A 26,011-nucleotide genomic window follows, 5' to 3' on the forward strand; every position below is an offset into this window, starting at 1 on the left:
CCGGCTAAACAGTTTGGGGAATGGGGGAGTCGTCTTCGCCACTGACGCTGACGCCCTGCTTGAGCTTGTTCTGAATGTTGCTCCAGACGGTGTCGCTTGGGTCCTGATCCTCTGTGGGTTCGAAGAGGCTGCGGGCCTGGTCGGCGATAGCTTCGAGGTCGCGAACGAGGGCGGCGCAGTCCGGATTGTTCCTGAGGAAGGTCTGAAGGCGGGGGTCGGTGCTGACGTGTCCGTCTCCGTTGGCGAAGAACTCAGGCAGATAAGTCTCGAAGTCAGCCGGAGTCATGGTGTCGAAGTCGAGAGATTGGAATTCAGTCATACCGCCACCTCCTTGAGGCCGTTTGGCTGGGCAGCAGGTTCAGGCTGGCGGAGGAGCTCACGGAGTTTGAGGCGGGCCTTGTGGAGCTGCGATTTGCTGTTGCCGGTGGAGCACTCGAGCATGGTGGCGATCTCGTTATGCTCGAAGCCTTCGACATCGTGAAGGACGAAGACCATGCGATAGCCGGGGGGTAGAGAGGCTACGGCACGCTCCAGGGCTACGCGGTCGACTGAGCCGGTGAGGGCGAGGTCTCGGCTGCCGAAGTCGCGCTTAGGTGCGTCTTCTTCCGAAGGGTTGATGGTCTCTTCGAGGGAGACCAGGTTGAGACCTTTCTTACGGAGATGCATGAGCACCAAGTTTACCGTAAGCCTGTGAAGCCAGGTAGAGAAGGCGGACTCTCCGCGGAAGCTGCCGATCTTGCGGAAGAGATGCAGGAAGGCCTCCTGGGTCATGTCTTCGGCTTCGGAGACGTTGCCGAGCATTCGCAGGCAGAGGGTGTAGACGCGGCGTTTGTGGAGGGCGTAGAGGCGGGAGAATGCTTCTGCATCTCCATTCTTCGCTGCTTCGATGGCTTCGGCTTCGCCTGCGATGGGCGGGTTGCGTTTGAAGACGCCAGGAGTAGGTGGTGTTGGTTGGGTCATTTGTAGGCCTTGGACGTCCATAGCTAGACTCCGGACTAAATTAATCATTCACCGTTAAGTTTTCGCCTGCATCGAGCCTACCGCAAACGGAGGAAATATTCTGTCGTAGGTACGTTGGATGGATGACAGGCGGGAAGGGTTGTTTGTGGGGTGCACGCAGCGAATACGGGCGGACGGAGCAGGCAGAAGCAGCTTCTCCTCTACGGCGGCAGAGCGCCAACCGTTCGACTTCGCTCAAGATCAAAAGGACCGTGGTGTGGGAGGTGAAGGCAAACAAAAGCAAAGGCGAAATGCGGGGGTCCCTCCACTGCGCAACGGACGATAAAGCCGTCCGCTGCTTCGGTCGGGATGACGCTTCTTTTTGGCGGGTTGGAGGAGAATGACGACGGCAAGTGCAAGGGGCTGTGCTAATTCAGGAGCCGATGAAGCGGGCGTAGAGGGAGCGCGCGAGGGTGATATCGGTGGTGCCCTGGATGAGGGCGCGGCCGTCGGGAAAGAGAGTGAAGGTGTGTGGGCCGCGTTTGAAGCGGAGGAGAAGTTCATTGAAGCGCAGGTCGTGGATGTCGGCGTGAGGCGCGAGGCGGTTGTGCATGGCAGCGAAGTCTACGGGGCGGTGATGCTCGTGGATCTGGACTGAATTGCGGCCGCAGAGAGTGATGTGAGGGCGACCTTCGCCGGCGAGGTGGGTGAAGATGCGCTGGCCGCAGACGGTGCAGGAGGGATCGGGTTTGGTGGCGTTGATCTCGGTGCGCTCATTGGACCAGAGGTCGTGGGAGAGGAGAGTACGGCGCATCAGGTGGGGCTGGTTGGTGAGGAGCTTGAGGGCTTCGGTGGTTTGGATGGAGGCGGCGAGGTTGACGGCGGTGGAGAGGATGCCCGCGGTGTCGCAGGTCTCGACCGGGCCGGTGGGGGGCTTGGGGAAGATGCAGGCCAGGCATGCGGTGGGGGTGTAACGTGCAGCGGTTCCGCCTGTGGACTCCGGCGTCTGCGGGAGGATGTTCATGGTGGCCGCGTAGGCGCCGATGGCGGCGGCGTAAATCCAAGGTTTGGATTGTTGGACGCAGTAGTCGTTGAGGAGGTAGCGGGTCTCGAAGTTGTCGGTGGCGTCGAGGACGAGGTGGGCGGGGGCGAGGAGCTCGTGGATGTTGTCCGGGACGAGGTCTGCGATGTGAGAGTGGACGGTGACGTCGGAGTTGAAGAGGGCGATCTTGCGTCGGGCGGCCTCGGCTTTGGGGAGAGAGTCGCGGGCGTCGGCCTCGTCGAAGAGGATTTGGCGCTGGAGGTTGGAGGGTTCGACGAAGTCGCGGTCGATAAGGGTGAGGGTGCCGACGCCGGCGCGCGCCAGGAGGGAGGCGGTAGCGGCTCCGGTGGCTCCGATGCCGATGATGGCGACGTGGGCGGAGGCGAGGAGATGCTGGCCGGGGGCTCCTATGCCGGGGAAGAGAATTTGGCGGGAGTAACGGTCTGTATCGAGAATGACGGGATCTGTGGTGCGATTGGGATTGGCGTGGCTGGTGGTGCCAGTTTTAGTGGTCCTGGAGGATTGCGCGTCAGCGGGGGTGCCGATGTGGATGCTCGCGGTCGGTTCTTCGAAGGGGGGTGCCGGATGCTTTGACATGATGGGGTCACACCGTCTGAAAAAGGCGGCTGTTTCGTAGTATAGGGAAGGACGGATGTGCAGGGAACCGGCTGACGAGCTATTGGCTTTCGGCATCCTACGGGAGAACGAGTTTGCGGGCTGGATGCGGGCTTGCTGCACATCGTGAAAGACTTGCTGGGCTCCTCAAATTAGATAAGGAATGATGGGTGGTTTTTTGGGTCAGGTGCTTCGAGGTCGTGCGCGAATACCACGGTGGATGAGGTGCGAGTGTGTCGCTGCGGCGGTGTGGCTTGGTTTGTCGCTGATGGCGGGTGTGGCTTTCGGGCAGGAGGTGCCGGCGGCGTCGACTTCGGCGCGTACGCCGAGCCCGGTGCCGAGTGAAGCGACTCCGGCGCAGGGTCAGCAGACCAAACCGGTTGAGGACAAGCCGGATTCGGTTGACGAAAAGAATGTGGGACTGACGACTTCGGTTTGGCAGTGGAAGGGTCTCATCGTCGAGAAGATTTCATTTGAGGGTGTGACGTTCGATGCGACGGATACGCTGCCGAAGGAGTTGACGCAGAAGGTTGGCGTGCCGCTGGATCCGGAGGAGGTGCGGGCGAGTCTGCGTCGGCTGTTTGCGAGCGGGCGGTATCGGGATATTTCGGTTCGAGGGATCCGGCAGGGCGACCAGGTGACGCTGATCTTTGCTGGTGCGGCGCGGTACTACGTGGGCCGGGTGACGATTGCGGGGGTGAAGAGCGAACGGCTGACTTCGCTGCTGGAGTTTGCCACGAAGCTTTCGCCGGGAACTGCGTTTACCGATTCACAGATACCGGCGGGGACGGTGGGGATTAAGGAGATTCTGCAACAGCAGGGGTACTACGAACCAACGGTGGCGGTGAAGTCCGAGACCGATGAAGCGGGCGATCAGGTGAATGTAACTTATACGGTTGCAATTGGGCCACAGGCGAGAGTCGGACAGATAAAACTGGTGGGTGACGATACGGGGTTAACGCCGGAGGGGTTTCGCAAGAAGTCGAAGCTGAAGGAGAACAGCAAGGTGGGGCGGGATACGACGAGCAACGCGCTCGATCGATTGCGGAAGCTCTATCAGAAGAAGAACCGGCTTGAGGCGACGGTGTCGCTGCAGAAGCAGACGTACGACGATGCGCGGGACAAGGTGGATTACGAGTTCCATGCGAGCCAGGGACCGGAGGTGAAGGTGTCGGTGGAGGGGGCGAAGATTTCGACGGGTCGCCTGCATCTCCTGGTCCCCATCTTCGAGGAAGGCACGATTGATAACGACCTGCTGAACGAAGGTGTCTTCAACATTCGGGACTACGAACAGCAGCAGGGGTACTTCGACTCGAAGGTGGATGTGAGGGTGGTGGGGAACGGTGCGACGGCGGAGCAGGTGGTGTTTACTGTGGATCGCGGGGTGAAGCACAAGGTCGTGGCGGTGGATTTGAAGGGCAATAAATACTTCACAGATGATCTGCTGCGGGAGCGGATGCGGGTGCAGAAGTCGAATGCGTATCAGCGAAGCGGGAGGTACAGTCCGGCGCTGGTGTCGGGCGATGTGAGTGCGATCCAGGCACTCTATCGTGCGAATGGCTTTGATCAAGCCAAGGTGACGACGGATGTGAAGGATGTTACGACGGCGAAGAATGGAAAGGCTATGAAGGTGGGGGAGATTGCGGTGACCTTCACCATCGTCGAGGGGCCGCAGCAGAAGTTTGGCAAGGTGGACCTGACGGGAGTAAATGCGAGCCGCGTGCCGGATGTGCGGGGACTGATGAATACGCAGGCAGGCCAGCCGTTTTCGTTGGTAACGCTCTCTGGCGATCGAGACACGGTGCTGCAGTATTACCTGGCGCATGGGTTCGACCAGGTGAAGGTGGAGATCAGGCAGACGAAGGAGGGGGCGGACGCGGATAAGACGAATGTGTCGCTGAACGTAACCGAGGGGCAGCAGGTGTTCGTCAACCGCGTGCTGTTATCGGGAGTGGAGAAGACGAGGCCGAGCGTTGTGGCATCGCAGATTCTGGTGCATCCGGGGGATCCGCTGGACCAGACGGCGCTGCTCCAGACGCAGAGGAATCTGTATAACATTGCGCTGTTCAATGAGGTTGTGGCGGCGGTACAGAATCCTGCGGGAGACGCACCTCAGAAAAATGTGGTGCTGCAGTTGACGGAGGCGAAGCGGTGGAATGTGACGTATGGGTTCGGCTTTGAGGCGCAGACGGGGACGCCGCAGCAAGGCATGATCTCGGAGGCCTCGTGCATTCAGTTGATGCTGAACCCATGCAACCAGTTGACGCAGGAGGGAAGGGCGGGAGTGAGCCCGCGGGTGTCGCTGGATGTGTCGCGAATTAATCTGCGAGGGTCAGAGGATTCGCTGACGCTGCACACGTCGTATGGGTTATTGGAGCAGGTGGCGATTTTAACGTTGCAGAATCCGCATCTGCACGGGAGCAAGAACTTCAGTGCGGCGATCTCAGGCGGCTACTCTAACATCCAGGACATTACGACGTTTCAGGCGTCGACGCTTCAGGGCGACTTTCGGATTACGGAGAAGCTTCGGCGTCGGGATACATTTATCTACGACTTTCTGTATCGCCGGGTGGCGGTGAACCCAAACAGCTTGCAGGTCTCGGCGGATCTGATTCCGCTGCTGTCTCAGCCGGTTCGCGTAGGCGGGCCCAGCATCACGTGGTTTCACGACACGCGGTCGCCGGGGCCGCTGGATGCGGTGAAGGGACAGTATTCGACGGTGCAGGGCTTTGTGGCTTCGTCGAAGTTCGGGTCGCAGACGGACTTCTGGAAGCTGGATGGAACGAACTCAACGTACTACCAGTTAGGCAAGCTGAAGTATGTATTCGCACGTGAGACACGGATTGGATATGAGCGGGCGTCGGGACTAAATCCAAACGTAGGGAACGCTGCGTGCGCTGGCGTTTTGCTGACGACGAATCCTAGCTGCAATGCGATTCCGCTGCCGGAGCGGTTGTATGCGGGCGGTGCGAATTCGCATCGCGGATTTCCGATCAATGGCGCGGGGCCCAGGGACTTGCAGACCGGCTTTCCTGTGGGTGGGTCAGCGGCGTTCGTGAATACGCTTGAGCTGAGGTTGCCGCCGCAGACTTTGCCGCTGGTGGGGAACAGTGTGAACTTCGTGATCTTTCATGACATGGGCAATGTGTTTCAGAATGCGAAGGATATGTTTCCGAGTTTTACGCGGTTTCATCAGCCGGACAAGCAGACTTGCGCGAATGTTTCGGGGATGATCGGGACCTGCAACTTCAATTATTTTTCCCACGCGGTTGGGCTTGGCGCACGCTACAGGACGCCGGTTGGGCCGATTCGTGTGGACTTCAGCTATAACCTTAATCCGCCGGTGTATCCGATCATTTACGACTTCAACAATAACCCTCCGCATGAGGGGCAGGCTTCGCACTTCAACTTTTTTTTCAGCATCGGAGAGAGCTTCTAGATGCGTTGGATGACGCACAATACGATGAAGCAGTTGTTGCTGGTTGCGTTTGCAATGACGCTTGTGTGGAGCAGCGGGCAGGGTTTGGCTTCCTTGCAATCGCCTGCCGGACAGACGACGACACCACCGGCCGGGGCTGCGAGTTCCGCGCCTGTCACTACGCCTGGTTCGGTTGCCCAGCAGGGTGTGGTGCTGGATCGAGTGGTCGCGGTAGTGAACGGAGATGTGATTTTGGAGAGCGATGTCGATGAAGAACGGCGGTTTGAGGACATTCAACCTTATCGAAGGACTGCAGGGGACCGTTCGAGGGAGAGGACGATCGAACGATTGATCGATCGCGATTTAATCCTGCAGCAGGCGGAACTGGAGCCGGAAGATGCAATCTCCAGTAAGGCGTTGGATGACCAGTTGACGATGCTGCGGAAGGATATTCCCGACTGCAAGGAGTATCACTGCGAGTCGGACGAGGGTTGGAAGAAATATCTCGGCGACCACGGATTTACGGTGGAGGAGTTCCGCGAGCGGTGGCGGCTGCGGATGGAACTGCTGAGGTTTATTGAGGTGCGGTTTCGCAATGGAATCAAGATTTCGGACTCTGAGATTAAGGACTTTTACGAGAAAAGGATGGCGCCGGAGTATGCGAAGCGAAATGTGCCCGCGCCACAGCTGGATACGATCTCGAAGAGGATTGAAGAGGTGCTGCTGCAGCAGCAGGTAGGAGCACTGTTGGTGGATTGGCTGAAGTCGCTGCGGGTGCAGGGCAGCGTGAAGATTATGAATCCAGGTGAGGTGGCACCATGAGCGACCTGGAGAAAAAACTTAGTGAGAAGAAGGAGGAGCTCGAGGCGAAGGTTGCCGGTGAGATTGCGAAGGTGAAGAGGTCGCTGGCGAAGCGGATGATGATCTGGATCGGCTGGACCGTGGCGGCGTTGCTGGTGCTGGTGGTGGTGCTGTTCGGGACGTTCGCGTGGTATTCGAAGACGAACGACTTCAATCGGCGGGTTGGGAAGGAGGTTGTAAAGGTTCTGGAGGACGCGACGGGCGGAAGAGTAGAGCTGGCGAAGATCAGCTTCGATCTTTGGCACCTTGCCATAGAGGCCGATGGGCTGGTGATACATGGGCTTGAGGGGCCGGGAGAGGCTCCCTATATCGCGGTGGATAGAGTTCTGCTTCGCGTAGAGATCTTTGACTTCTTCACGCATGTAACGGGCAGCGGGATTTCGTCGCATATTCGTTTGAACTACCTGGACGTGGAGCGTCCTCAGTTCCATTTGATCGTTGATAAAGATGGCAAGACCAACCAACCGGTGCCGAAGCATCCTAATACGAGTAAGACATCGGTTACGGATACGCTGCTTGATCTGAAGGCGCAGGAGGTGGTGCTGTCCAACGGTGTGGCGTTGATTAATAATCGGGCGATTCCGTTCGATCTTGCTGCCCGAGATCTGGATGCGGAGGTGCATTATCTTGCTGCAACGGATCGGTATGGCGCGACGGTAGAGCTGAAGGATCTTCGAACGAAGATGGGGAAGCAGGTGGAGGCGCAGTCGGCGTTGAGCCTGGCAGTGGAGTTGGGAAGAGACGCGATGGAGTTGCAGCGGCTGAAGTTCACCACAGGCAAGAGTTCCGAGCTGGACGCAACTGGGAGCTTCAAGAACTTTGCTAAACCACAGTGGCAGGCGACGGTGAAGGGAACGGTCGAAATAAAGCAGATTTCGGTGCTGGCCGATGTGGATGGTCTGAATGCGGGCACGGTGGATCTAGATTTGAATGGGCATAACTGCACGACGTCCCCCTCGGTAGCGCAGAAGCATCCGCCGTTCTGGCGCCGGAGCCATCCCGCGGAGACGACTAAGCCGCCGCGGCCGTTGCCGCCTGATCCAGATTGTGTGGCTGGATATCTTTTGGTGGGGACGGCGAAGATTCACAAAGCAGCTTATCGGGATCAGAATGTGCGACTACATGATATCGATGGCGGTGGGACGTTGCATGTGACGCCTACGGAGTTATTGTTGACTGCGTTGACGGGATATCTGCCTGGCGGAGGCGGCGCGGCGGGTGAGCTGCGGATTGCGAACTGGCTTGGGGAGGTACCGCCTCAGGATGTTGCGGTGAGTTCGTCTTCGACCAAAGCTGCGATTACGACGGCGAATACGACTGCAAAGACGATCGGGGCGAAGGCTCCGATTTCGGAGACGGCGAAGGTGCCCCCGGTGCAGGTCGCGCACGCGTATTTGACTGCGATAGTTACGAAGATTCCGCTGCGAACGATTATGGACGTGACGGCCCCGGAGGACTATGGCGATCTGGGGTTTGATACGGCTGTGAGCGGGCCGGTGGAGGTCGAGTGGGGCGGCCCGGCGAAGAATATTGCCGATACGGTGGAGGTGGAGGGAAATTTGACGTTTGCTCCGACAGGGGTTAAACGGCGTGGGGCGTTGAACGATGTTCCGGTGACGGGGCAAACTGTGGCTCACTACACGGGCCGTAACGAGACGGTGTTGATTCAGCGGATTTCGTTGCAGATGCCCCAGACAAACTTTGAGGCGTCAGGAATTTTGGGGGTGAATGAGGGCGATCCGCTGACGGACCTGCGTGTGGATATGACGGTGCGGGATCTATCAGAGTACAACCAGCTGCTGACGACGCTGGATCTGGAGGGAAATGGAAAGAAGGGCACCGCGGCAATTCCTGTTGTGTTGCATGGCGCGATGCAGTTCAACGGAACAGCGAAAGGGAAGATTGCGGATCTTGATGTGAAGGGGCATCTGCAGGCGACGAATGCGGAGTTCGCGCTGGGAACGACTGATGTGTTGATCGATTCGCTTGTGACGGATGCGGAGTATTCGCCTAACACCGGGGTGGTTGTGGCAAGTTCGACGATCAAGCGGGGGACTGCGGTGCTGAATGTGGAGGGCAAGATTGCGCCGCGGAAGGTTGTGTCGCGATTCGGCAAGACGACTTATTTGTGGGACGACGGGATGGCTCTGGACGCGAAGGTGCAGCTGGCCAATGCGCAGGTGGTCGATGTATTGCAGATCGCGGGGCAGCAGGAGAAGGTCTCGCTGACAGGAACGGTGGCGCTGAACGGGCATGCGGTGGGGACGCTGAGGAGTTTGAGTGGAGGCGGTCATCTTTCTTTGATGAACGGTGTGGCCCACGGGGAGCCGTACGAGTCGGCGGTGGCGGATTTGACGGTGCAGGGGAAGGATGTGGAGGCGGCCAATGTCGTGCTGCGGCTGCACGGGATGCAGATTGCGGGTAACGGCGGGTACGACATGGACACGGACCACCTTCATGGGCACGTAGAGGGACATGATATTCAGCTGTCGAAGTTTGAGACGGTGAAGAAGGCGAAGAACGATGTCGATGGGACGGTGAACCTGGTTGCGGATGCGAATGGGACGCTGACGCAGCCCGGGTTGAAGGCGAATGTCACTTTGAACGCGGTGTCTTATCGCGGGCAGATGATTGGCGAGGCGACGGTGGAGGTGCATAGCCAGGGAGAGGTGATGTACTTCACTGCGAACTCGACGCTGGTGGGAGCGAAGCTTGATGCTTCAGGACAGACGCGGCTGACGGGCGACTACCAGACGCAGGCGAAGATGACGGTGGCGGGTCTCGATATCGGCAAGCCGCTAGCGATGTTTGGGCCAGGGACGATGAAGGCTCAGTCGATGATTAATGGAAGTGCGACTGTGAGCGGGCCGCTCAAGACACCGAAGGCGCTGCGAGGCGAGGCTGAGTTCAGCCAGGTAGATGTGAAGCTGCAGGGGGTGGAACTGAAGGCTGCTGAACCCTTGCGTGTTGGACTGCGCGATGGTTTGGCTACGCTCGAGCAGGTTCACATCACCGGGCAGGATACGGATATGCGCGCGAGTGGGACGGCACAGTTATTTGGCGCGACGGATCCGAAGGGAGGCAAGCTGGATGTGAAAGCCACCGGCAGCGTGAGCATGACGCTGCTGCACACCTTCGACTCGGATGTTATTTCGACTGGCAAGGTGGAGTTCACCGTGGGCGCCGGCGGATATGTGATGAATCCGGAGCTGACGGGGAGAGTACAGTTCGACAAAGTGAATGTTGCGATCGATGGCGTGCCGAATGGGTTGAGCAATATGAACGGCACGCTGGTGTTCAACGACGACCGGCTGCAGGTGCAGAGCCTGACTGCTACGACCGGCGGAGGAACACTGAAGATCGGCGGGTTCATCCGCTACAAGAATGGGTTGTATGCGGACCTGTCGGCGACGGGCGATGTGGTGCGGGTGCGGCTGTATGGGTTAAGTGCGACGGCGAATGCGAACTTGAAGTTGCAGGGCGGTCCGGAGAGCTCGCTGTTGAGCGGAACGATCCTGATTACACGATTCGGCGTGGGGGCTGATGTGGATTTCGCAGCGTTTGGTTCTGCAGGAGGGGTAAGCCCGCCTCCCGATCCGAATGCGCCTTCGAACAAGATTCGTTTAGATGTGCATGTGACGAGTGCGCCGCAGCTTGATTTTCAAAACTCGTATGCAAAGCTGGCGGGGACCGTTGATTTGCAGATTCGTGGGACGGCTGCGGTGCCTTCTTTGCTGGGGCGGATCGAGATCAATGAAGGAAGCGCGACGTTTGCGGGGACGAAGTATCTACTGCAGCGCGGGGACATTTACTTTACGAATCCAGTGCGTATTGATCCGATCATCGACCTGGATGCGACGGCGCAGGTGGAGAACTACGACATTACGATTGGGCTGCACGGGACTTCGACGAATTTGAAGCCGACGTATCGGTCGGAGCCGCCACTGAGCGAGTCGGATGTGTTTGCCCTGCTGGCGCTGGGACGGACGCAGGAGGAGGCGCAGCTATACCAGGAGCGGCAGGTGCAGCAGGGAACCGATCCAACGACTAGCGCGTTGTTGGGTGGGGCGTTGAATGCTACGGTCAGCAATCGTGTGGAGAAGTTGTTTGGCGTGGGCAGCGTGAAGATAGATCCGGCGTTTGTGGGGACGCTGGGCGGGTCGTCGGCGAGGATCACGGTGCAGCAACAGTTATCTCGGCAGATTACGGCTACGTTTGCGACGAATGTGAATACTTCGGCGCAGCAGTTGATCCAGGTGCAGTATGACTTGAACCATGACAACTCGATTGTGGTGGCGCGTGACGAGTCGGGCGTGTTCAGCATCGTCTATAAGCTGCGGAGGAGATATCGTTAGCGCGCTGAGACGGATGTTGCATCGTACTAAGTGTGGATGACGGTGCTTCACGCGGGTATCGCGACGCAATATTTTCGGAGGAAAGATATGAGCAGGATGAAGAATTTTGCACGCGTCGGCGTGTTGGGTTTTGCTGGTCTGGTGATGTTGTTCGGGACGTCGAAAGGTGTGGCCCAGAGCGCCGTCAACAACGTCGGATCGGGGCCAAACGATACGCAGATTCAGGCGGATGTGACGAAGGCGCTGGATAATAAGCGATTCAAAGATGTGAAGAGTTTGGTGCAGAATGGCGTGGTGACGCTGACGGGGACCGTGGAGCTTTACAGCGCGAAGATCGATGCGGATGATCGTGCGCACCACCGCAAGAATGTAAAGGGCGTTGAAAATCAGATTCAGGTTGCGGGGCCTGAGGTCGATGACATGACACTTCGGAACAAACTGGCAGAAAAGCTGGCGTACGACCGGGTTGGGTATGGAACCACGGCGTTCAATGCGTTTACGATCGGCGTCGAGAAGGGTGTTGTGACGCTCGGCGGGACTGCGTATGGGCCCACGGATAAAGATTCGGCGCTGAGCCTGGTGGAGAACTATCCGGGTGTGAAGGATGTGATTGACAACGTGGAGGTGGCGCCAGTGTCGCCGATCGATGACCGGATTCGATTGGCAGAGGCGCGGTCGATCTATGGGTTTCCGCAGTTGAACAAGTACGCGATTGATCCGGCAAAGCCGATTCGGATCACGGTGGTGAATGGGAGTGTGACCCTGTCGGGTGTGGTGGACAGCCAGTCGGATAAGGATGTGGCGAATATACGGGCTAACGCTGTTTCGGGGGTGTTCAAGGTAGTGAACAACCTTGAGGTGGTTGGTAGTGAGGCGGAGAAACCAGCTAAATAGGGATAGTTTCTGGCGTTCGGGCTGCGCCGGTTAGGTCGGCGGGGCCCGGGTCTTTTACGATGGAAGGATGGCATCGTTGTGGAAGAGTACGGTTGTAACGCTTGAGATGATCAAGTGGGAGCATTCGGTGTTTGCGCTGCCGTTTGCGTTGACGGGTGCTGTGCTGGCTGCGGGTGGTTGGCCGACGCTGCGAGTTTTGGGCTGGATTATTGTCTGCATGGTGGCGGCGCGGTCTGCGGCGATGGCGTTCAACCGGCTGGCAGATGCTCAGCTGGATGCGGCAAACCCGCGTACGGCGATGAGGGCGCTGCCTGCGGGGACGCTGAGCAACGGGTTTGTTGCGGGATTTGTAGTGATATCGATCGCGCTGTTCGTGCTGGGTGCGGCGATGTTGAACCGGTTGACGCTGGAACTTGCTCCGGTGGCGTTGGCTGTGGTGCTGGCTTATAGCTACATGAAGCGCGTAACGCGATGGTCGCATGTTGTGTTGGGGCTGGCGTTGGGGATCGCGCCTTCAGCGGCGTGGATTGCGGTGAGGGGATCGCTGGATATCAGGATTGTTGTGCTTACGGCGGCAGTGCTTTTGTGGGTGGGCGGCTTCGATGTGTTGTATGCGTGTCAGGATTTCGAGCACGACCGCAAGGTGGGTTTGAACAGTGTGCCGCAGGCTTTTGGCATAACAGCGGCGTTCTGGATTGCGCGTGCAATGCATGTGGGAATGCTGCTTATGCTGTGCTGGCTGATGGAGTTGTTCGGGCTGGGAAGGGTTGCGATGTTGGGGGTTGGACTGGTTGCGATGCTGCTGCTGTATGAGCACTCAATTATTTCGCCAAAGGATCTGCGGCGCATGAATGCTGCGTTCTTTACGTTGAACGGGGTAATCTCAGTGGTGTTCTTTGGATTTGTTGCCGCGGATGTGTTGATGCGCAAATAGAAGGCCCGCTCGATGGCGGACCTTCTCTAGGGGATTACAGTTCTGTTTAACTGCGGTGCTCTCGTTTGAAGTTATCCAGCTTTTCGCTCACGCTCTCTTTGACATTGTGCGCTGTGTTCGCGATCTTCTCGCGCATATTGTGAGCTGTATCTTCAGCACGCGCTTTGTAGTCTTCGCCTTTGACTTCGGCACGGGCGCGGGCATCATCATTTGCGACAGCCGCGGCATCTTTGGCATTGCCCCAGGTTTCTTTGGCGGCGCCCTTGACCTGATCTGCCACGCCGGAGTTGGCTAGTTTCTGATTGCCGACAGCTTCGCCAACGTTCTGCTTGATCTTGCCTGCTACCTGGTCAAACTTGCCTTCTACTTTTTCGGTGTTCATAGTTTGCTCCTTGGGTGTACGCGTAAAACGGGAGGGCTGCGATTTCGGGGTGGTTACAGTGCTCGCCTACCGGACAGCAGGTTGAAGATGAGCACGATGATGGCGAGGACCAGAAGGATGTGAATCCATCCGCCGAGGGTGTAGCTGCTTACAAGCCCTACGATCCAGAGGATGAAAAGAATGATAGTGATTGTCCAAAGCATTTCGTTCTCCTAAACGATTGCCGGTTTTGGGTCCCCGGTTCGCTGTGATGGTATTCAAAAACTCAGGCCCTTCTTGTGGTAAGTTGCCGGGTTCGTCGAGGGGGTTGCCAATGAGCATAAAATATGAACCTGATAAGAACGAATATGCGGGGTGTGTGGATTGAAGGTGGCGATTCAAGGGGAGTTGGGCTCGAATAGCCACATGGCGACAGTCGAGATGCTGGAGAGTCCTGGGGGCTTAGAGATCGTCGCGTGCGCGGTGTCGGCACAGGTGTTGGCGAAGGTCATCGCGGGTGAGGTCGATGCGGCGGTGCTGCCGATTGAGAACAGCCTGCACGGATCGGTCGCTGAACACTACGATCTGTTGCTGGATCTGCCGGTGCACATTGAGCGTGAGAGCCTGCTAAGGATTCGACACAATGTGATTACGATGCCAGGGGTGAAGCTGCAGGAGGTGAAGAGAGTGATGTCACATCCCGTGGCGCTGTCGCAGTGCAGGAGATTTCTGGCCTCGCATCCAGAGTGGGAGGTAGTCCCCTTCTACGACACGGCGGGGAGCGTGAAGCGACTCATGGCCGAAGGCTTGCGGGATGCGGCGGGGATCGCTCCTGCGCTTGCGGCATCAGAGTATGGCGCCGAAGTAATGGTGGCTGACATAGAGGACCATACGGAAAACTACACGAGGTTTCATCTGGTTCGGCGGGACGATTCGGTTTTGGAAAAGGCCGGAGCGGACGGGAACAAGATGAGCCTGGCATTTGCAATCGAACATCGGCCGGGAACGCTAGTGGCGGCTTTGCAACGACTGGCGAAGGCCGGGGTGGATCTGACTAAAATCGAGTCCAGACCGGTCCCGGGTAGCCCGTGGGAGTATGTTTTCTATGTCGATGTGCGGTTCGATTCACGGGAGAAGGCTGAGGCTGCTTTGATTGCGCTGCGCGAGCACTGCCGGATGGTCAAGGTGCTGGGGCGGTACTGGGCGGCTTAGGTAGCAGTGCTGGGGCAGCGATGCAGAAACTGTGCGGTTTTTAGACCTTGGGCGGCGGTGGCGAAGACGCAGAGTGGAGGCGTAATATGCCGAGTACTGTGAGCCGTTGGGAGGCTTGCCATGGCGGTCCCTTCCCTCAGGGTCTGCGTCGATGTAGGCGAATGATGGTTTTGGCGGCGTGACTGGGCCAGCACTCTCTATTTGGAACTACTCATAATACCTCTATTAGACAGTTACTCACTGATGTGAAGGGAGTTATGGCCGATGACGGAATGTGAAGAGACACGTTTTCCTGAGAGAGGGCCATAGTTTGCGACCAGACGAAGACTTGCTGCATCGAATAGTGGATAATCTGATAGAGGTACACTCAATGCCAAGCGATTTTGTAAGTGTGATTCAACCTACGGCAACAAAAAGCGGTGAAGGGTCAGGCGCGGAAGTGGTAGGCAAACGTCCTGTTCCAGTGTTGCCGGTGCGGGATACCGTCTTATTTCCTCACGCGGTGCTTCCACTGACAGTGGGGCGGGATAGCTCGATCCAGCTGATTCAGTCGCTGGGCGAGGAGAAGACCATTCTGGTAGTGGCACAGCGAGATGCGCGGCAAGACGCTCCGCAGGCTGCAGATCTGTTTGCGACCGGGACCAGAGCAACAGTGCACAAGGTCGTCAAGATGCCAAACCAGAGCCTGTTTGTGTTCACCGAGGGCAATGAGCGGGTACATCTTGGCGAGTTTGCGCAACTGACGCCCTTTATGACGGCCGAATATGAGGCCATCCCCGACGTGGATCCGCAGCAGACGCCGGAGGCCGAGGCGCTGCAACGCAATGTGGTGAGCCAGTTCCAGCAGATTGTGACCTCGTCTCCTACATTGAGCGACGATCTGCAGACGATTGCGATCAACATCGACGAACCCGGCAGGCTGGCGGACTTTATTGCTTCGTCGCTTCCGTTTTTGACGACGACGGACAAGCAGGAGCTATTGGAGACGCCGGATGTTTCGGCTCGTCTGGAGCGGATCAACAAGCACCTGGCGAAGGAGCTTGAGGTGCAGCAGCTGCGCAACAAGATCCAGACGGAGGTTCAGGATTCGGTGCAGTCATCGCAGCGGGATTACTACCTGCGCGAGCAGTTGAAGGCGATCCAGAAGGAACTGGGTGACCAGGATGATACCCAGAAGGACATCGCGGAGCTGAAGGAGAAGATTGAGACCGCTGGAATGCCGGAGGATGTGAAGAAGGATGCGCTGAAGGAACTGGGCCGGTTGAGCCGGATGAATCCTGCTGCTGCGGACTACTCGCTGACGCGGAACTATGTGGAGTGGCTGGCGGTACTGCCGTGGTCGAAGACATCTTCGGGCGAGGTGGACATTCTGAAGGCGAAGGCGATTCTCGATGAGGATCACTACGGCTTGAAGAAGGTGAAGGATCGCATTCTGGATTACCTTTCGGTGCGGCGTTTGAAGCCGGATATGAAGGGGCCGATTCTTTGCTTCGTTGGGCCTCCGGGTGTTGGTAAGACGTCGCTGGGACGTTCGATCGCGAAGGCTCTGGATCGCAAGTTTTCACGCATCTCGTTAGGCGGTATGCATGATGAGGCGGAGATTCGCGGGCATCGGAGAACGTACATTGGCGCGCTGCCTGGGCAGATCATTCAGCACTTGAAGCGGGTTGAGGTGAAGGACCCGGTGTTTATGTTGGATGAGATCGACAAGCTGGGGCGCGACTTCAGGGGAGATCCTGCGAGTGCATTGCTCGAAACGCTGGATCCGGAGCAGAACAATACATTCCGCGATAACTATCTCGACCAGCCGTTCGATCTGAGCAAGGTTTTGTTCATCTGCACGGCGAACCAGCTGGATACGATTCCTGGGCCGCTGCTTGATCGTATGGAGATCATTGAACTGACTGGCTACACGGAAGAGGAGAAGGTGAATATTGCCATCAGGTATCTTATTCCGCGGCAGATCAAAGAGAACGGAATTACGGAAGAGCAGATCGAATTCCCGAAGGATAGCGTGCATCTGATTGCGCGGCACTACACGCGGGAGGCTGGTGTCCGTAAGCTGGAGCAACAGATTGGTACCGTTTGCCGTAAGGTTGCGCGCAAGATTGCGGAGGGTCAGACGGAGAAGGTTTTGATTACTCCTGAGATCGTGCACGAGTTTCTTGGAGGTATCAAGGTGCGCGTGGATACCGAGATTGCAGAGCGGACCAAGCGTGCCGGCGTTGCTGTTGGACTGGCGTGGACCCCGGCGGGCGGCGATGTTTTGTTCATCGAAGCGAACCGGATGAAGGGTAAGGGCGGGTTCACGATCACTGGCCAGATTGGTGATGTGATGAAGGAGAGCATGCAGGCTGCGTTGACCTGGGTGCGCTCGAATGCCGCGTCGTTAGGGCTTGAGGAGGACTTTACCAAGGATACGGACCTGCACATTCACGTGCCTGCGGGTGCGATTCCGAAGGATGGCCCGTCGGCTGGCGTGACGATGGCGACTGCGCTGGTGAGTCTGTTGACCGATACTCCGGTGCATCCGCTGACGGCGATGACGGGCGAGATTACGTTGAGCGGCAATGTACTGCCGGTTGGCGGAATCAAGGAGAAGTTCCTTGCGGCGAAGCGGGCCGGCGTGCGGGATGTGATTCTGCCGGCGGACTGCAAACAGCAGGTGGATGAGGACTTAACGCCGGATCAGATTGAAGGTGTGACGCTTCACTACGCTACGCGGATTGAGGATGTTCTGGCGGTTGCGCTGCCTAAGACTCGAGCGGAGAAGGTGGAGGACGAGGTGGTTCGCGAAGAGGTACTTCACGCTACGGTGTAAGTTGGATTGAGAAAAGTGGGCGGTTCGGCGAGTGCCGGATCGCCCTTTTTTGTTTTTTGGAGGGATTTTTTTTGTTTTGTGGTGGAGAGGCGTTTTTGCAGGGGTTTTTGCGCAAAATGGGTGTTTTGGTGTGGTGTTTTGGTGGTGAAGATGTGGTGGTTTGCGTGGCTGGTGTGGTGTTTTAGCCGTCATGTTTTGAGCGTCTAAAAATGTGACACGTTTTGGAACTCTATTTTCGGGCGGTGGCTGGGATGATGACGGTTGGACATTCGACGCTGGAGCTGGAGTCGTTTCTGCGGGCTTTGCGGGAGAATGGGTGCTCGACGCTGGTGGATGTGAGGCGGTATCCGGGGTCGAAGAGACATCCGCAGTTTGGGCAGGAGAGGTTGTTTGCTTCGCTTGAGGGGGCTGGGATTCGCGGAGTGTGGCGGGTGGGGTTGGGAGGGCGCAGGGCTGCGCGGAAGGACAGCGTGAATACGGGATGGCGGAATGAGAGCTTTCGGGGTTATGCGGACTACATGCAGACGGCGGAGTTTGCTGCGGAGATCGACTGGCTGATGGGGCTGCCGGATTTGGAGACTGCGGTGGTGATGTGTGCGGAGGCGGTGCCCTGGAGGTGTCACCGGTCGCTGATTGGTGATGCGGTTCTGGCGCATGGGGAAGGGGTGGAGGATATCTTTGTGACGGCTGAGGGTGGGAGCTCGCGAAGGGTGCACGAGATGACGGAGTTTGCCCGGGTGGAGGGCGGGAGGGTTTGGTATCCGGGCGTGACGGAGGCTGGGTTGTTTGATTGATTTTTGAGATTGGGATTCTACTGTGTCCCGTTCGTCAGTGGTCCACGCAAGTGAGCTTTCTGTTGTTGAGGGGAGAGGAGCGGTTCGCGCGGGCGCGAATGCCCACATCTCGAAATCGAGATATGGGGCACCCGGCACCCGGCCTACATATTAGGAGCGGGATTGAGGACGCGGCTGTTCTTTTTCGATCAATCGGCGCTTACCGATTGATGACTGTGCAGGAGATGAGCGATGGGTTCGGGAGTCGGCTGGTGGCGGAGAAGCCACTCTGCGAAGAACAGGTTTGGTACCCAACAGGCCCAGGCGATAATTCGATAGCTTGTCGAGAAGGAAAGTCCAGTGAGCGGCAGAAGTGGAAGGTAGATGCGAAGAGTGATCGCAGCCGCAGTGAGGGCAAAGCTTCTGATCATCCACCTGCGATGGGCGATTACTTTACCGGAACGAATCGTGAAGTAGCCCGCGGCGGTGGAGCCGACCCAGAGAAAGCCGAGTGTGAGGAAACCCGCGGAAGAGATGGCTCCTGCCTGCGCATGGGCTGCTATGGGTAACGAGGCCAACCATCCCAAAAGGACCGCGCCGCAATAGATCCTTCCTATCCAGCGATGCATAGGAAGCCAACGCTGTCTTATGAGAGGAAGGAACTGCCAAGGGCCAACCAGAAGCGCGATGGAAGCAAAGATTGCATGAGCTATGAGCCACTTGTGGCGTAGCTGAAAGTTCGGCAGACCGGCAGGGAAAGGGACTTTGGGCAGGGTGTAACGAAGCGATGCCAAACCAACCAGGGTTGCGAGAAGCGCCAGGAGCGCCCAACGCCATGAGACAAGCCTTGAACTCGATGCAGCCTGAGGCATGAATTCCTCCCGTGTCGATAGAACGTCTAAAGCGACCGGTTGGTTCCACGCTTTACGATTTTGGGCGGACGCGTATCTTTTTGATCTGAAGAGCGGAAGAAGCAAAATTTTTCTGGACGATCTGTCGAATTCCGGTTCGGTCGTTCGACTATGTAGTGAAGGCAGGCAAGCGCCCGCCTGAGACCGTTACAGGAGAGATCATGACGCAGTATTTGGTCGCTACTCACCACCCCGACAACTTCGACTCGTCCACAGAGGGCGAAGCGATCCAACTGCGCTTTCAATCCGAGTTCACCGGTTAGTCAACAAAAATAGCTAAACCCGAAGATAAGCCACCCAACCATCGCTCAACCCAAAGGAGATTCCGCAATGCGATTCATGGTCATCGTCAAATCAACCCCAGAGGCAGACAAAAAAGGCGCCCTCCCCGATCCACAGATGTTGCAGGAGATGGGCAAGTTCAACGAAGAGCTCATCAAGGCTGGAGTCGTGCTCGCCATGGATGGTCTCCATCCCAGCTCCAAAGGCGCACGCGTCAAGTTCTCCGGCAAGTCTCGTACCGTCGTCGACGGCCCCTTCACCGAGGCCAAGGAGCTCATCGCCGGCTTTTGGATCTGGCAAGTCAAGTCCCTTGAAGAGGCCATTGAGTGGGTCAAGCGCTGCCCCAACCCCCATGGCGGCGAGTCCGAGATCGAAATCCGCCAGGTCTTTGAGATGGAAGACTTCGCACCCGTCCTGTCCAAAGAGGAGATTCAGTACAAAGTAGCGAAACGGGCTGAGCTGCCGAATCAGCCCGTCAGCAAATAGCCGCTCTTGCATCCACGGATTGAAGCGGTAGTGGTGCGCGCGTTTTTTCCGATGCCGGCCCGACGGGCTGGCATCGGGGTGCCACGAGCCCAGGGGCAGGACTCGAAAGGAACTCAGTCATGAGAAAGATCAATGTGCTTGAATTTGTCTCACTTGATGGCGTCATCGAAGCCCCAGGCGACCCAGAGGAAGATACCAGTGGCCCGCCATGGTGGATACGTATGCATTCCGACCCAGTTAGTTCAGCGGCCGTAAAAAAGCAGATGAACATGCCGTTTGACTTGTTGCTAGGGCGCAGAACCTTTGATCTTTGGGCACAATTCTGGCCGCAACATAATGACATTTGGCCAGGCGTCAACTCAGCGACCAAGTACGTCGCCTCGAATACCGTGACTTCTCACGAATGGCAGCCGTCCGTGTTTCTAAACGGAGATATTGCGGAAAAAATCACCAAACTTAAGCAGCAGGAAGGTCCGGATTTGCACGTTTATGGAAGCGCAAATCTCGTGCAGACGCTTATGAAGCATGATCTGGTTGATGCGTTCTGGTTGAAGATATTTCCGATCACGTTGGGCGGTGAAAAACGATTGTTTGCCGAGGGCACGATCCCGGCGGCATTCAAGGTGACGGAGAGCACAGTCACCTCGAAGGGCGTGATTTTCGTGAACTACGAGCGTGCAGGCGCGGTCCAAACCAGAAGTCTATGAACATCTGACGGAGGACTTGAGCTACGCGTGGATGGCTCGGTAGGCCAGGCAAAAGAAGAGGGCTGAGTGCTGTATACGTCGTATGCGGCGAGATTCCGAAGACCGCATAAACACGGTATCCCGAAGGTCGCGGCGGCGATGGTAGTGGGAAGGGGCTGGGCGCTTTGTCCCTTGAACGAGTCAGTAAAGAATCGCGGCTGTTGCCAGGAGTTTTTGCCATGTTCGCAGGATTTTTGGGTGGCGCTTTCATCTTCGTTTGTATTCGTACGGCGGGGGAGTTGTTGTCATGGCGAGAGATAAGGAGACGGCTTGACACTGTACCTACCGGTGGGTATGTTGGTGGCCAGAATTTGCCTGACGAGTTTTTGCTTCGAAAGTGAACTTGATCCGGGTTCGTGCGTAGTCGGTGCAGGACGGGGCTTCGTGATTGCCGGCTGGGCCTGGCCGATTTGCGGGGACCGTCGAGATGCTTTCTGTTTCATCAACCAAAGGAGAGAAGACGATGACGCTTAATAATGGCAAGGCCGGGCCCTCGAATTTTGTCTGGTATGAGCTGGTGACCTCGGATGCGAAGGCGGCTGAGGCCTTCTATCGCGGCGTGGTGGGGTGGGAGGCGGATACGCAGGCGGGCGTGACTCCGGGGGAACCTTACACCATCTTGAAGGCGGGAAAGGTGCCGGTTGCGGGGATGATGGCGATGCCGAAGGAGTTCTTTACCGGTGGGACGAAGCCGGGATGGATCGGCTATATCGGGGTTGATGACGTGGAACGATTTACGAAGCGGGTGCAGGAGGCGGGTGGGAAGCTGCATCGTCCGGTTCGGGAGATTCCGAGTGTTGGGAGTTTTTCGGTGGTGGCCGATCCGCAGGGAACGGTGTTTGTGCTGTTTCAGCCGAAGGAGGGAGCAGAGAGACCGCCGGAGCCGCCGGCGGGGACGCCTGGCTATACGAGCTGGCATGAGCTGCATGCTGTGGATGGGAAGTCGGCGTTCGAGTTTTACTCCGGAATGTTCGGCTGGAAGAAGACTGAGGCGATGGATATGGGGCCGATGGGGGTGTATCAGATGTTCGCGGCAGATGGGCCTCCGATTGGCGGGATGATGACTGCTGAGGATCAGGCGAATCGTCCGGGTTGGATTTACTACTTCAATGTGGAGAGCGCGGAGGCGGCGGCGGGGAGAGTGAAGGAGAAGGGCGGCAAGGTGTTGATGGGGCCGCATGAGGTTCCGGGCGGGAGCTGGATTGTGCAGGGGATCGATCCGCAAGGGGCTTTCTTTGCGGTGGTTGGGCCTAAGTAGGTACTGCTTTGGAGACGGCAGTAGATTTCTCCCTTGCAGAGCGACAGAAAGAAGACAGGGGCACCAGCAAAGACGAGATGCGGGGGTTTCTCCACTGCGCTGCTCACGGTGAGACTGTAAGCAGCTTCGGTCGAAATGACCGTTTTTTTGTTGGACTGGAGGACAAGCAAAGGCAACGGCAAAGGCAAAGGCAAAGGCAACGCAACGACAAAGGCAACGGCAACGCAACGGCAACGGCGACTACGGCAGAGATAAAGGAGAGTGGAATGCAGAGAGTGATGGTGTTCAACAACGTGTCGGTTGATGGCTACATCGCGGACGACAAGGGCGACATGAGCTGGGCCCGTAACGATGACGCAGAGTGGAACGAGTTTGTGCAGGGCAATGCCAGCGGGAAGGGCGTGCTTTTGTTTGGCAGGAAGACGTATGACCTGATGGTGAGCTTCTGGCCAACGTCTGCCGCGATTGCGATGATGCCTGAGGTCGCGGAGAAGATGAATAGTGCGAAGAAGGTGGTGTTTTCGAAGTCGATGGAGACGGCGGGGTGGAAGAATACGACGCTGGTGAAGGGTGATCCCGCAGAGGCCGTGCGTCAGATGAAGGGCGAGGCTGGGGAAGGGATGGTGATCTTCGGGAGTGGAACGATCGTCGCGCAACTGGCGGATGCGGGGCTGATCGATGAGTATCAGATCGCGGTGGTGCCGGTGGCTTTGGGTGGGGGAAGGACGATGTTTGAAGGGCTGGAGAAGAAGTTGAAGTTGAAGCTGACCAAACATCGCGTGTTTGGGAATGGGAGTGTGCTGCTGCACTATGAGCCGGTGCAAGTGTGAGCCGGTGAAGCCTGAGACGGCAGGTGATGGCTGCTATTGCGTCGCTGAGACGACGGTGAATCTCGAGCCAAATTGTCTTCCTGAGGATTCGAAGGCGTGGCAAACGCGGTTACGGCCGGTGGCTTTGGCGGAGTAGAGCGCTTCGTCGGCGATCTCTATCAGGTCTTCGGAGGTCTCCTTCCATCCGAAGGCGGTGGCGATGCCGATGCTGATGGTGGGGGAGCTGATGGGTTTTGTTTCGTACGCGATCATCGTGGACTGGACTGCTTTGCGAACGCGTTCGGCGACGCTCCAGGCCTCGCTGGAGGCGGATTGAGGGAGGATCACGAGAAACTCCTCTCCGCCGTATCGTCCGATGTATCTGGAGTCGGGGATGATGCGTGCGATGACGCGGCCAAGCTCTTTGAGGACGATGTCTCCGGCGCGGTGGCCGAAGGTGTCGTTGATGGTTTTGAAGTTGTCGATGTCGATGAGAAGGATGGAGAAGGGTGAGTTGCGGTCGCTGGAGAGCTGGCATTGCGCGTCGAGAAGAGCCATGATGTGACGGCGGTTGAAGAGCTCGGTGACGGGATCCACGATGGCTGCAAACTCGAGAGCAGCAATCTTCGAGACATCCTTGGCCGTGTTGAGCGCCAGGGTGCAGACGGTGACGACGAAGATGGATGCGGCGAGGAAGACAAGGCTGACGAGCCAGTCTTCGTGGTGGTTTGGGCCTTCTGTGCTGTTGATGCGCAGGAATACGGTGACGCCTGCGGCAGAGAGAAGGATGAGTATGCCCATGGAGCGCCAGGTGGAACGTGCGAATCCACGAGGGAGCATCCCGCAGATCCAACGGATGGGGAAGAGGGAGGCGAGAAGTAGCGCGACGGAGATGGCCAGTATGAATTTAATAATGAGATCTGGGATGGATGGAATGGTCATGGACGGTGCGGCTGGTTGATGTTGATTTGATGCTGAAAGGGGCGTGGATGTTGGTCCGTCTGGAGTTACTTGAACGGACGATGGGCAAGTGACGCTATCGCAGCGGTTACAGGGACGGTCGATGGAATGTGAAGACAGGGCGGATTCTAATTGGAGCCGTGGGTGGTGCAATTTGTGAGAAGTACCATGCGGCGAAGGAGTCGAAGGGAGAGCGGTCGTCCTTCGGACGATGCCCACATCTCAGAATCGAGATATGGGGGCCCGATTTTTGGGTATGTGAAGGCTGTTGATGGAGTCAGTGTTGGGTAGGGCGTTTGAAGCGGTGGATGTATTCGGCGGGGGTGACGCCGAGGATGCGGGAGAAGGTGCGGCGCATGGCGTCTGCGGTGCTGAAGCCGGTGGCGTCGGCTATTTCTTTTAGGCCCATGTTGGAGCTGTCGATCATTTGTTGCGCGGCTTCGACGCGCATGCGATCGACGAACTGGCCGGGGTTCATGTTGGTTTCGCGAAGGCAGATGCGGGTGAAGTGGCGGGGGCTTATTCCCATGCGCTCGGCGAGGCGGTCGACGGTGAGGTTTTCGCGGAGGTGTTCGAGCATCCAGACCTGGAGCTCGCGGAGGGGCTGCGAGGTGACGGCTTGGTGGGAGAGCATGTGGCTGTACTGGGCCTGGCCTCCGGGGCGGACGAGGAACATGACGAGCTTGCGGGCGATGGCGAGGGCTGTAGCGTGGCCGTGGTCTTCTTCGACGAGAGCGAGGGCGAGGTCGATGCCGGCGGTGATGCCGGCGGAGGTGTAGACGCAGCCATCGCGGAGATAGATGGGGTCGGGCTTGACGTGGACGGCGGGGAATTCGCGGGCGAGGCGGTCGCAGAAGTCCCAGTGGGTGACGGCCTGGCGGCCGTCGAGGAGGCCGGCGGCGGCGAGAGGGAAGGCTCCGGTGCAGATGGAGGCGACGCGGCGGGAGCGGGTGGTGGCGGCGGCGATCCACGCGATGTAGGCGGGGTCGTAGGTGCCGGATTCGGCGCCGGGGCCGCCGGTGACGAGGAGGGTGTCGATCTTGCCGGTGATTTCGGTGAGTGGAACGGCGTTGGTGAGGGCGAAGCCTCGGTTGGTTTGGAGGAGGTGAGTGGTGTCGGGTGTGGCGATGGTGATGTCGTAGTCGGGGGAGTGGGCGAAGACGGCGTTGGCGAAGACCTCGAGGGGGCCGGCGATGTCGAGGATCTGCACGGGTGGAGGGCCGGTGATGACGATCTTTCGCATGAGTTTCAGGGTACGACAAGTGCAAAGGCGAAATACGGGGGTCTTGACGGATACCGCAACATGAATCGGTTCGCTGCAACTGGGAGCTGTGGCTGCAATCCACTGCGCAACGGACGGTGAGGTTGTCCGCCGCTTCGGTCGAGATGACGAGTTTTTATCTGGCCGAAAGAGAGCGAGCCAGACAAAGAGAAAGTTGAGTTCGATGGTGTACGGGGGCAAGCTTCGCTGCGGAATGGCAAGAAAAGACGGAGACGGCCAGCGCGGAGGGATGTCCGAATTTGCTGTATCTGTGTCGTGGCGGTGCGGGCGGGGGAGGCGCAGGATTGGGGTGTTAGTGAGTTGTGCCAAAGGAGAGTGCCATGAGCCTTACGATTTCCGCTACTGCGATTCCTGATACCAAGCTTGCCAAAGAGGCGACAGAGATTTTGCGTGAGCAGGGTACGGATCTGTTGTTCAACCATTCGAACCGGGTTTATTTGTTTGCTGCTGAGCTGGGGCGGCAGAAGAAGCTGCGGTTCGATCCTGAGCTGTTGTATGTGAGTGCGGCGTTTCACGATCTTGGGCTGGTGAAGAAGTACATCAGCGAGACGGAGCGGTTTGAGGTGGATGGTGCGAATGCGGTGCGGCAGTTTTTGACTGCACATAACGTTCCCGAGGAGGAGGTGCAGACGGCTTGGACAGCGATTGCGCTGCATACGACTCCGGGGGTGACGCAGTATATGAAGCCGGAGGTGGCACTGTTGTTTTCGGGCGTCGGGCTGGATGTGCTGGGGGAGGGATTTGAGAGTTTTCCGTCGGACGTTCGCGAGGCGATTGTGGTGGAGTATCCGCGGGTGAACTTCAAGGACGGGATTGTGAAGGCGTTCTTTGGCGGGTTTGAGCATAAGCCGGGGACGACGTGGGGGACGGTGAAGGCGGATGTTTGCGAGCGGTTTATTCCGGGGTACAAGAGCCCGAACTTCTGCGATTTGATTGCGAATTCTCCGTTTCCGGACTCGCCTGTGCGCTGAGGATTGCTGTAGGACGATGTTGCTCCCGGTGGGGGAGTGATGTTTGAGGTTGGCTGAACGTCAAAGACTCGTGCTCGCGTA

General features: G+C 57.8%; 21 protein-coding genes. 13 read left to right on the plus strand and 8 right to left on the minus strand.

Translation table 11 applies throughout. From position 1 onward, the window contains the following. Positions 1-4: 4 nt before the first annotated feature. The 3 genes from HDF12_RS06460 to HDF12_RS06470 all read right to left on the minus strand — a co-directional run bounded on the left by HDF12_RS06460 (position 5) and on the right by HDF12_RS06470 (position 2,581). Positions 5-319, minus strand: coding sequence for a hypothetical protein (locus tag HDF12_RS06460; protein WP_179581744.1), 315 nt, complete (start codon positions 317-319; stop codon positions 5-7). Further along, positions 316-981 (minus strand): RNA polymerase sigma factor, encoded by a 666-nt coding sequence (locus HDF12_RS06465; RefSeq protein ID WP_179581745.1) that lies wholly within the window; start codon positions 979-981, stop codon positions 316-318. The genes HDF12_RS06460 and HDF12_RS06465 overlap by 4 nt, the downstream gene beginning before the upstream one ends. Positions 982-1,372: 391 nt before the next feature. Continuing rightward, positions 1,373-2,581, minus strand: a complete 1,209-nt coding sequence (locus HDF12_RS06470; RefSeq protein ID WP_373563911.1) for a ThiF family adenylyltransferase — start codon at positions 2,579-2,581, stop codon at positions 1,373-1,375. 235 nt (positions 2,582-2,816) lie between these two features. Here HDF12_RS06470 and HDF12_RS06475 point away from each other — a divergent pair, with 235 nt between their 5' ends. The 5 genes from HDF12_RS06475 (at position 2,817) to HDF12_RS06495 (ending at position 13,058) form a co-directional block, all read left to right on the plus strand. Then, a complete protein-coding gene (locus HDF12_RS06475) occupies positions 2,817-6,035 on the plus strand; it encodes a POTRA domain-containing protein (RefSeq protein ID WP_257025383.1) in 3,219 nt (1,072 codons plus the stop codon). Beyond that, on the plus strand, positions 6,036-6,836 hold the full coding sequence (locus HDF12_RS06480; RefSeq protein WP_179581747.1) for a peptidylprolyl isomerase: 801 nt from the start codon (positions 6,036-6,038) through the stop codon (positions 6,834-6,836). Continuing rightward, the gene (locus HDF12_RS06485) at positions 6,833-11,230 is read left to right on the plus strand and encodes a translocation/assembly module TamB domain-containing protein (RefSeq protein ID WP_179581748.1); all 4,398 of its coding nucleotides are present in this window, start codon (positions 6,833-6,835) and stop codon (positions 11,228-11,230) included. The genes HDF12_RS06480 and HDF12_RS06485 overlap by 4 nt, the downstream gene beginning before the upstream one ends. Before the next feature lie 87 nt (positions 11,231-11,317). Beyond that, the gene (locus tag HDF12_RS06490) at positions 11,318-12,124 is read left to right on the plus strand and encodes a BON domain-containing protein (protein ID WP_179581749.1); all 807 of its coding nucleotides are present in this window, start codon (positions 11,318-11,320) and stop codon (positions 12,122-12,124) included. Between the two features lie 67 nt (positions 12,125-12,191). Then, the gene (locus HDF12_RS06495; RefSeq protein ID WP_179581750.1) at positions 12,192-13,058 is read left to right on the plus strand and encodes a UbiA-like polyprenyltransferase; all 867 of its coding nucleotides are present in this window, start codon (positions 12,192-12,194) and stop codon (positions 13,056-13,058) included. A gap of 46 nt (positions 13,059-13,104) precedes the next feature. Here HDF12_RS06495 and HDF12_RS06500 read toward each other — a convergent pair whose 3' ends face one another. Together HDF12_RS06500 and HDF12_RS06505 are read right to left on the minus strand one after the other, a co-directional pair. Next, a complete protein-coding gene (locus HDF12_RS06500; protein WP_179581751.1) occupies positions 13,105-13,440 on the minus strand; it encodes a CsbD family protein in 336 nt (111 codons plus the stop codon). A 53-nt stretch (positions 13,441-13,493) separates the two neighbouring features. Then, positions 13,494-13,643: a lmo0937 family membrane protein gene (locus HDF12_RS06505; RefSeq protein WP_121472057.1), complete on the minus strand. Its 150-nt coding sequence runs from the start codon at positions 13,641-13,643 to the stop codon at positions 13,494-13,496. Positions 13,644-13,809: 166 nt separating this feature from the next. On the opposite strand from HDF12_RS06505, the gene pheA reads away from it, so the two are divergent. The 3 genes from pheA (at position 13,810) to HDF12_RS06520 (ending at position 18,246) form a co-directional block, all read left to right on the plus strand. Continuing rightward, complete coding sequence (pheA, locus tag HDF12_RS06510; RefSeq protein WP_373563854.1) at positions 13,810-14,631, plus strand: prephenate dehydratase; 822 nt, start codon at positions 13,810-13,812, stop codon at positions 14,629-14,631. A gap of 370 nt (positions 14,632-15,001) precedes the next feature. Further along, entirely contained in the window at positions 15,002-17,452 is a 2,451-nt protein-coding gene (lon, locus tag HDF12_RS06515) for an endopeptidase La (protein ID WP_179581752.1), read from the plus strand. Between the two features lie 221 nt (positions 17,453-17,673). Further along, entirely contained in the window at positions 17,674-18,246 is a 573-nt protein-coding gene (locus HDF12_RS06520; protein WP_257025384.1) for a DUF488 domain-containing protein, read from the plus strand. Between the two features lie 188 nt (positions 18,247-18,434). Here HDF12_RS06520 and HDF12_RS06525 read toward each other — a convergent pair whose 3' ends face one another. Next, positions 18,435-19,097: a DUF2306 domain-containing protein gene (locus tag HDF12_RS06525; protein ID WP_179581753.1), complete on the minus strand. Its 663-nt coding sequence runs from the start codon at positions 19,095-19,097 to the stop codon at positions 18,435-18,437. Between the two features lie 369 nt (positions 19,098-19,466). On the opposite strand from HDF12_RS06525, the gene HDF12_RS06530 reads away from it, so the two are divergent. From HDF12_RS06530 to HDF12_RS06545, 4 genes are all read left to right on the plus strand, one after another. Next, the gene (locus HDF12_RS06530; protein ID WP_179581754.1) at positions 19,467-19,904 is read left to right on the plus strand and encodes a YciI family protein; all 438 of its coding nucleotides are present in this window, start codon (positions 19,467-19,469) and stop codon (positions 19,902-19,904) included. A gap of 119 nt (positions 19,905-20,023) precedes the next feature. Next, positions 20,024-20,611: a dihydrofolate reductase family protein gene (locus HDF12_RS06535; RefSeq protein WP_179581755.1), complete on the plus strand. Its 588-nt coding sequence runs from the start codon at positions 20,024-20,026 to the stop codon at positions 20,609-20,611. 502 nt (positions 20,612-21,113) lie between these two features. Continuing rightward, positions 21,114-21,908 carry a VOC family protein gene (locus tag HDF12_RS06540; protein ID WP_179581756.1) on the plus strand — a complete coding sequence of 265 codons (795 nt, stop codon included), beginning with the start codon at positions 21,114-21,116 and terminating at the stop codon, positions 21,906-21,908. Between the two features lie 266 nt (positions 21,909-22,174). After that, positions 22,175-22,738 (plus strand): dihydrofolate reductase family protein, encoded by a 564-nt coding sequence (locus tag HDF12_RS06545; protein ID WP_179581757.1) that lies wholly within the window; start codon positions 22,175-22,177, stop codon positions 22,736-22,738. 33 nt (positions 22,739-22,771) lie between these two features. Here HDF12_RS06545 and HDF12_RS06550 read toward each other — a convergent pair whose 3' ends face one another. Continuing rightward, the gene (locus HDF12_RS06550; RefSeq protein ID WP_179581758.1) at positions 22,772-23,659 is read right to left on the minus strand and encodes a GGDEF domain-containing protein; all 888 of its coding nucleotides are present in this window, start codon (positions 23,657-23,659) and stop codon (positions 22,772-22,774) included. 295 nt (positions 23,660-23,954) lie between these two features. Next, a complete protein-coding gene (locus HDF12_RS06555) occupies positions 23,955-24,920 on the minus strand; it encodes a GlxA family transcriptional regulator (RefSeq protein ID WP_179581759.1) in 966 nt (321 codons plus the stop codon). 359 nt (positions 24,921-25,279) lie between these two features. Between HDF12_RS06555 and HDF12_RS06560 the strand changes: the two genes are divergently transcribed. Continuing rightward, on the plus strand, positions 25,280-25,930 hold the full coding sequence (locus tag HDF12_RS06560) for an HD domain-containing protein (RefSeq protein ID WP_179581760.1): 651 nt from the start codon (positions 25,280-25,282) through the stop codon (positions 25,928-25,930). The last annotated feature ends 81 nt before the right edge of the window (positions 25,931-26,011 follow it).

The sequence above is a fragment of the Tunturiibacter gelidiferens genome, assembly GCF_013410115.1.
Taxonomy (GTDB): domain Bacteria; phylum Acidobacteriota; class Terriglobia; order Terriglobales; family Acidobacteriaceae; genus Edaphobacter; species Edaphobacter gelidiferens.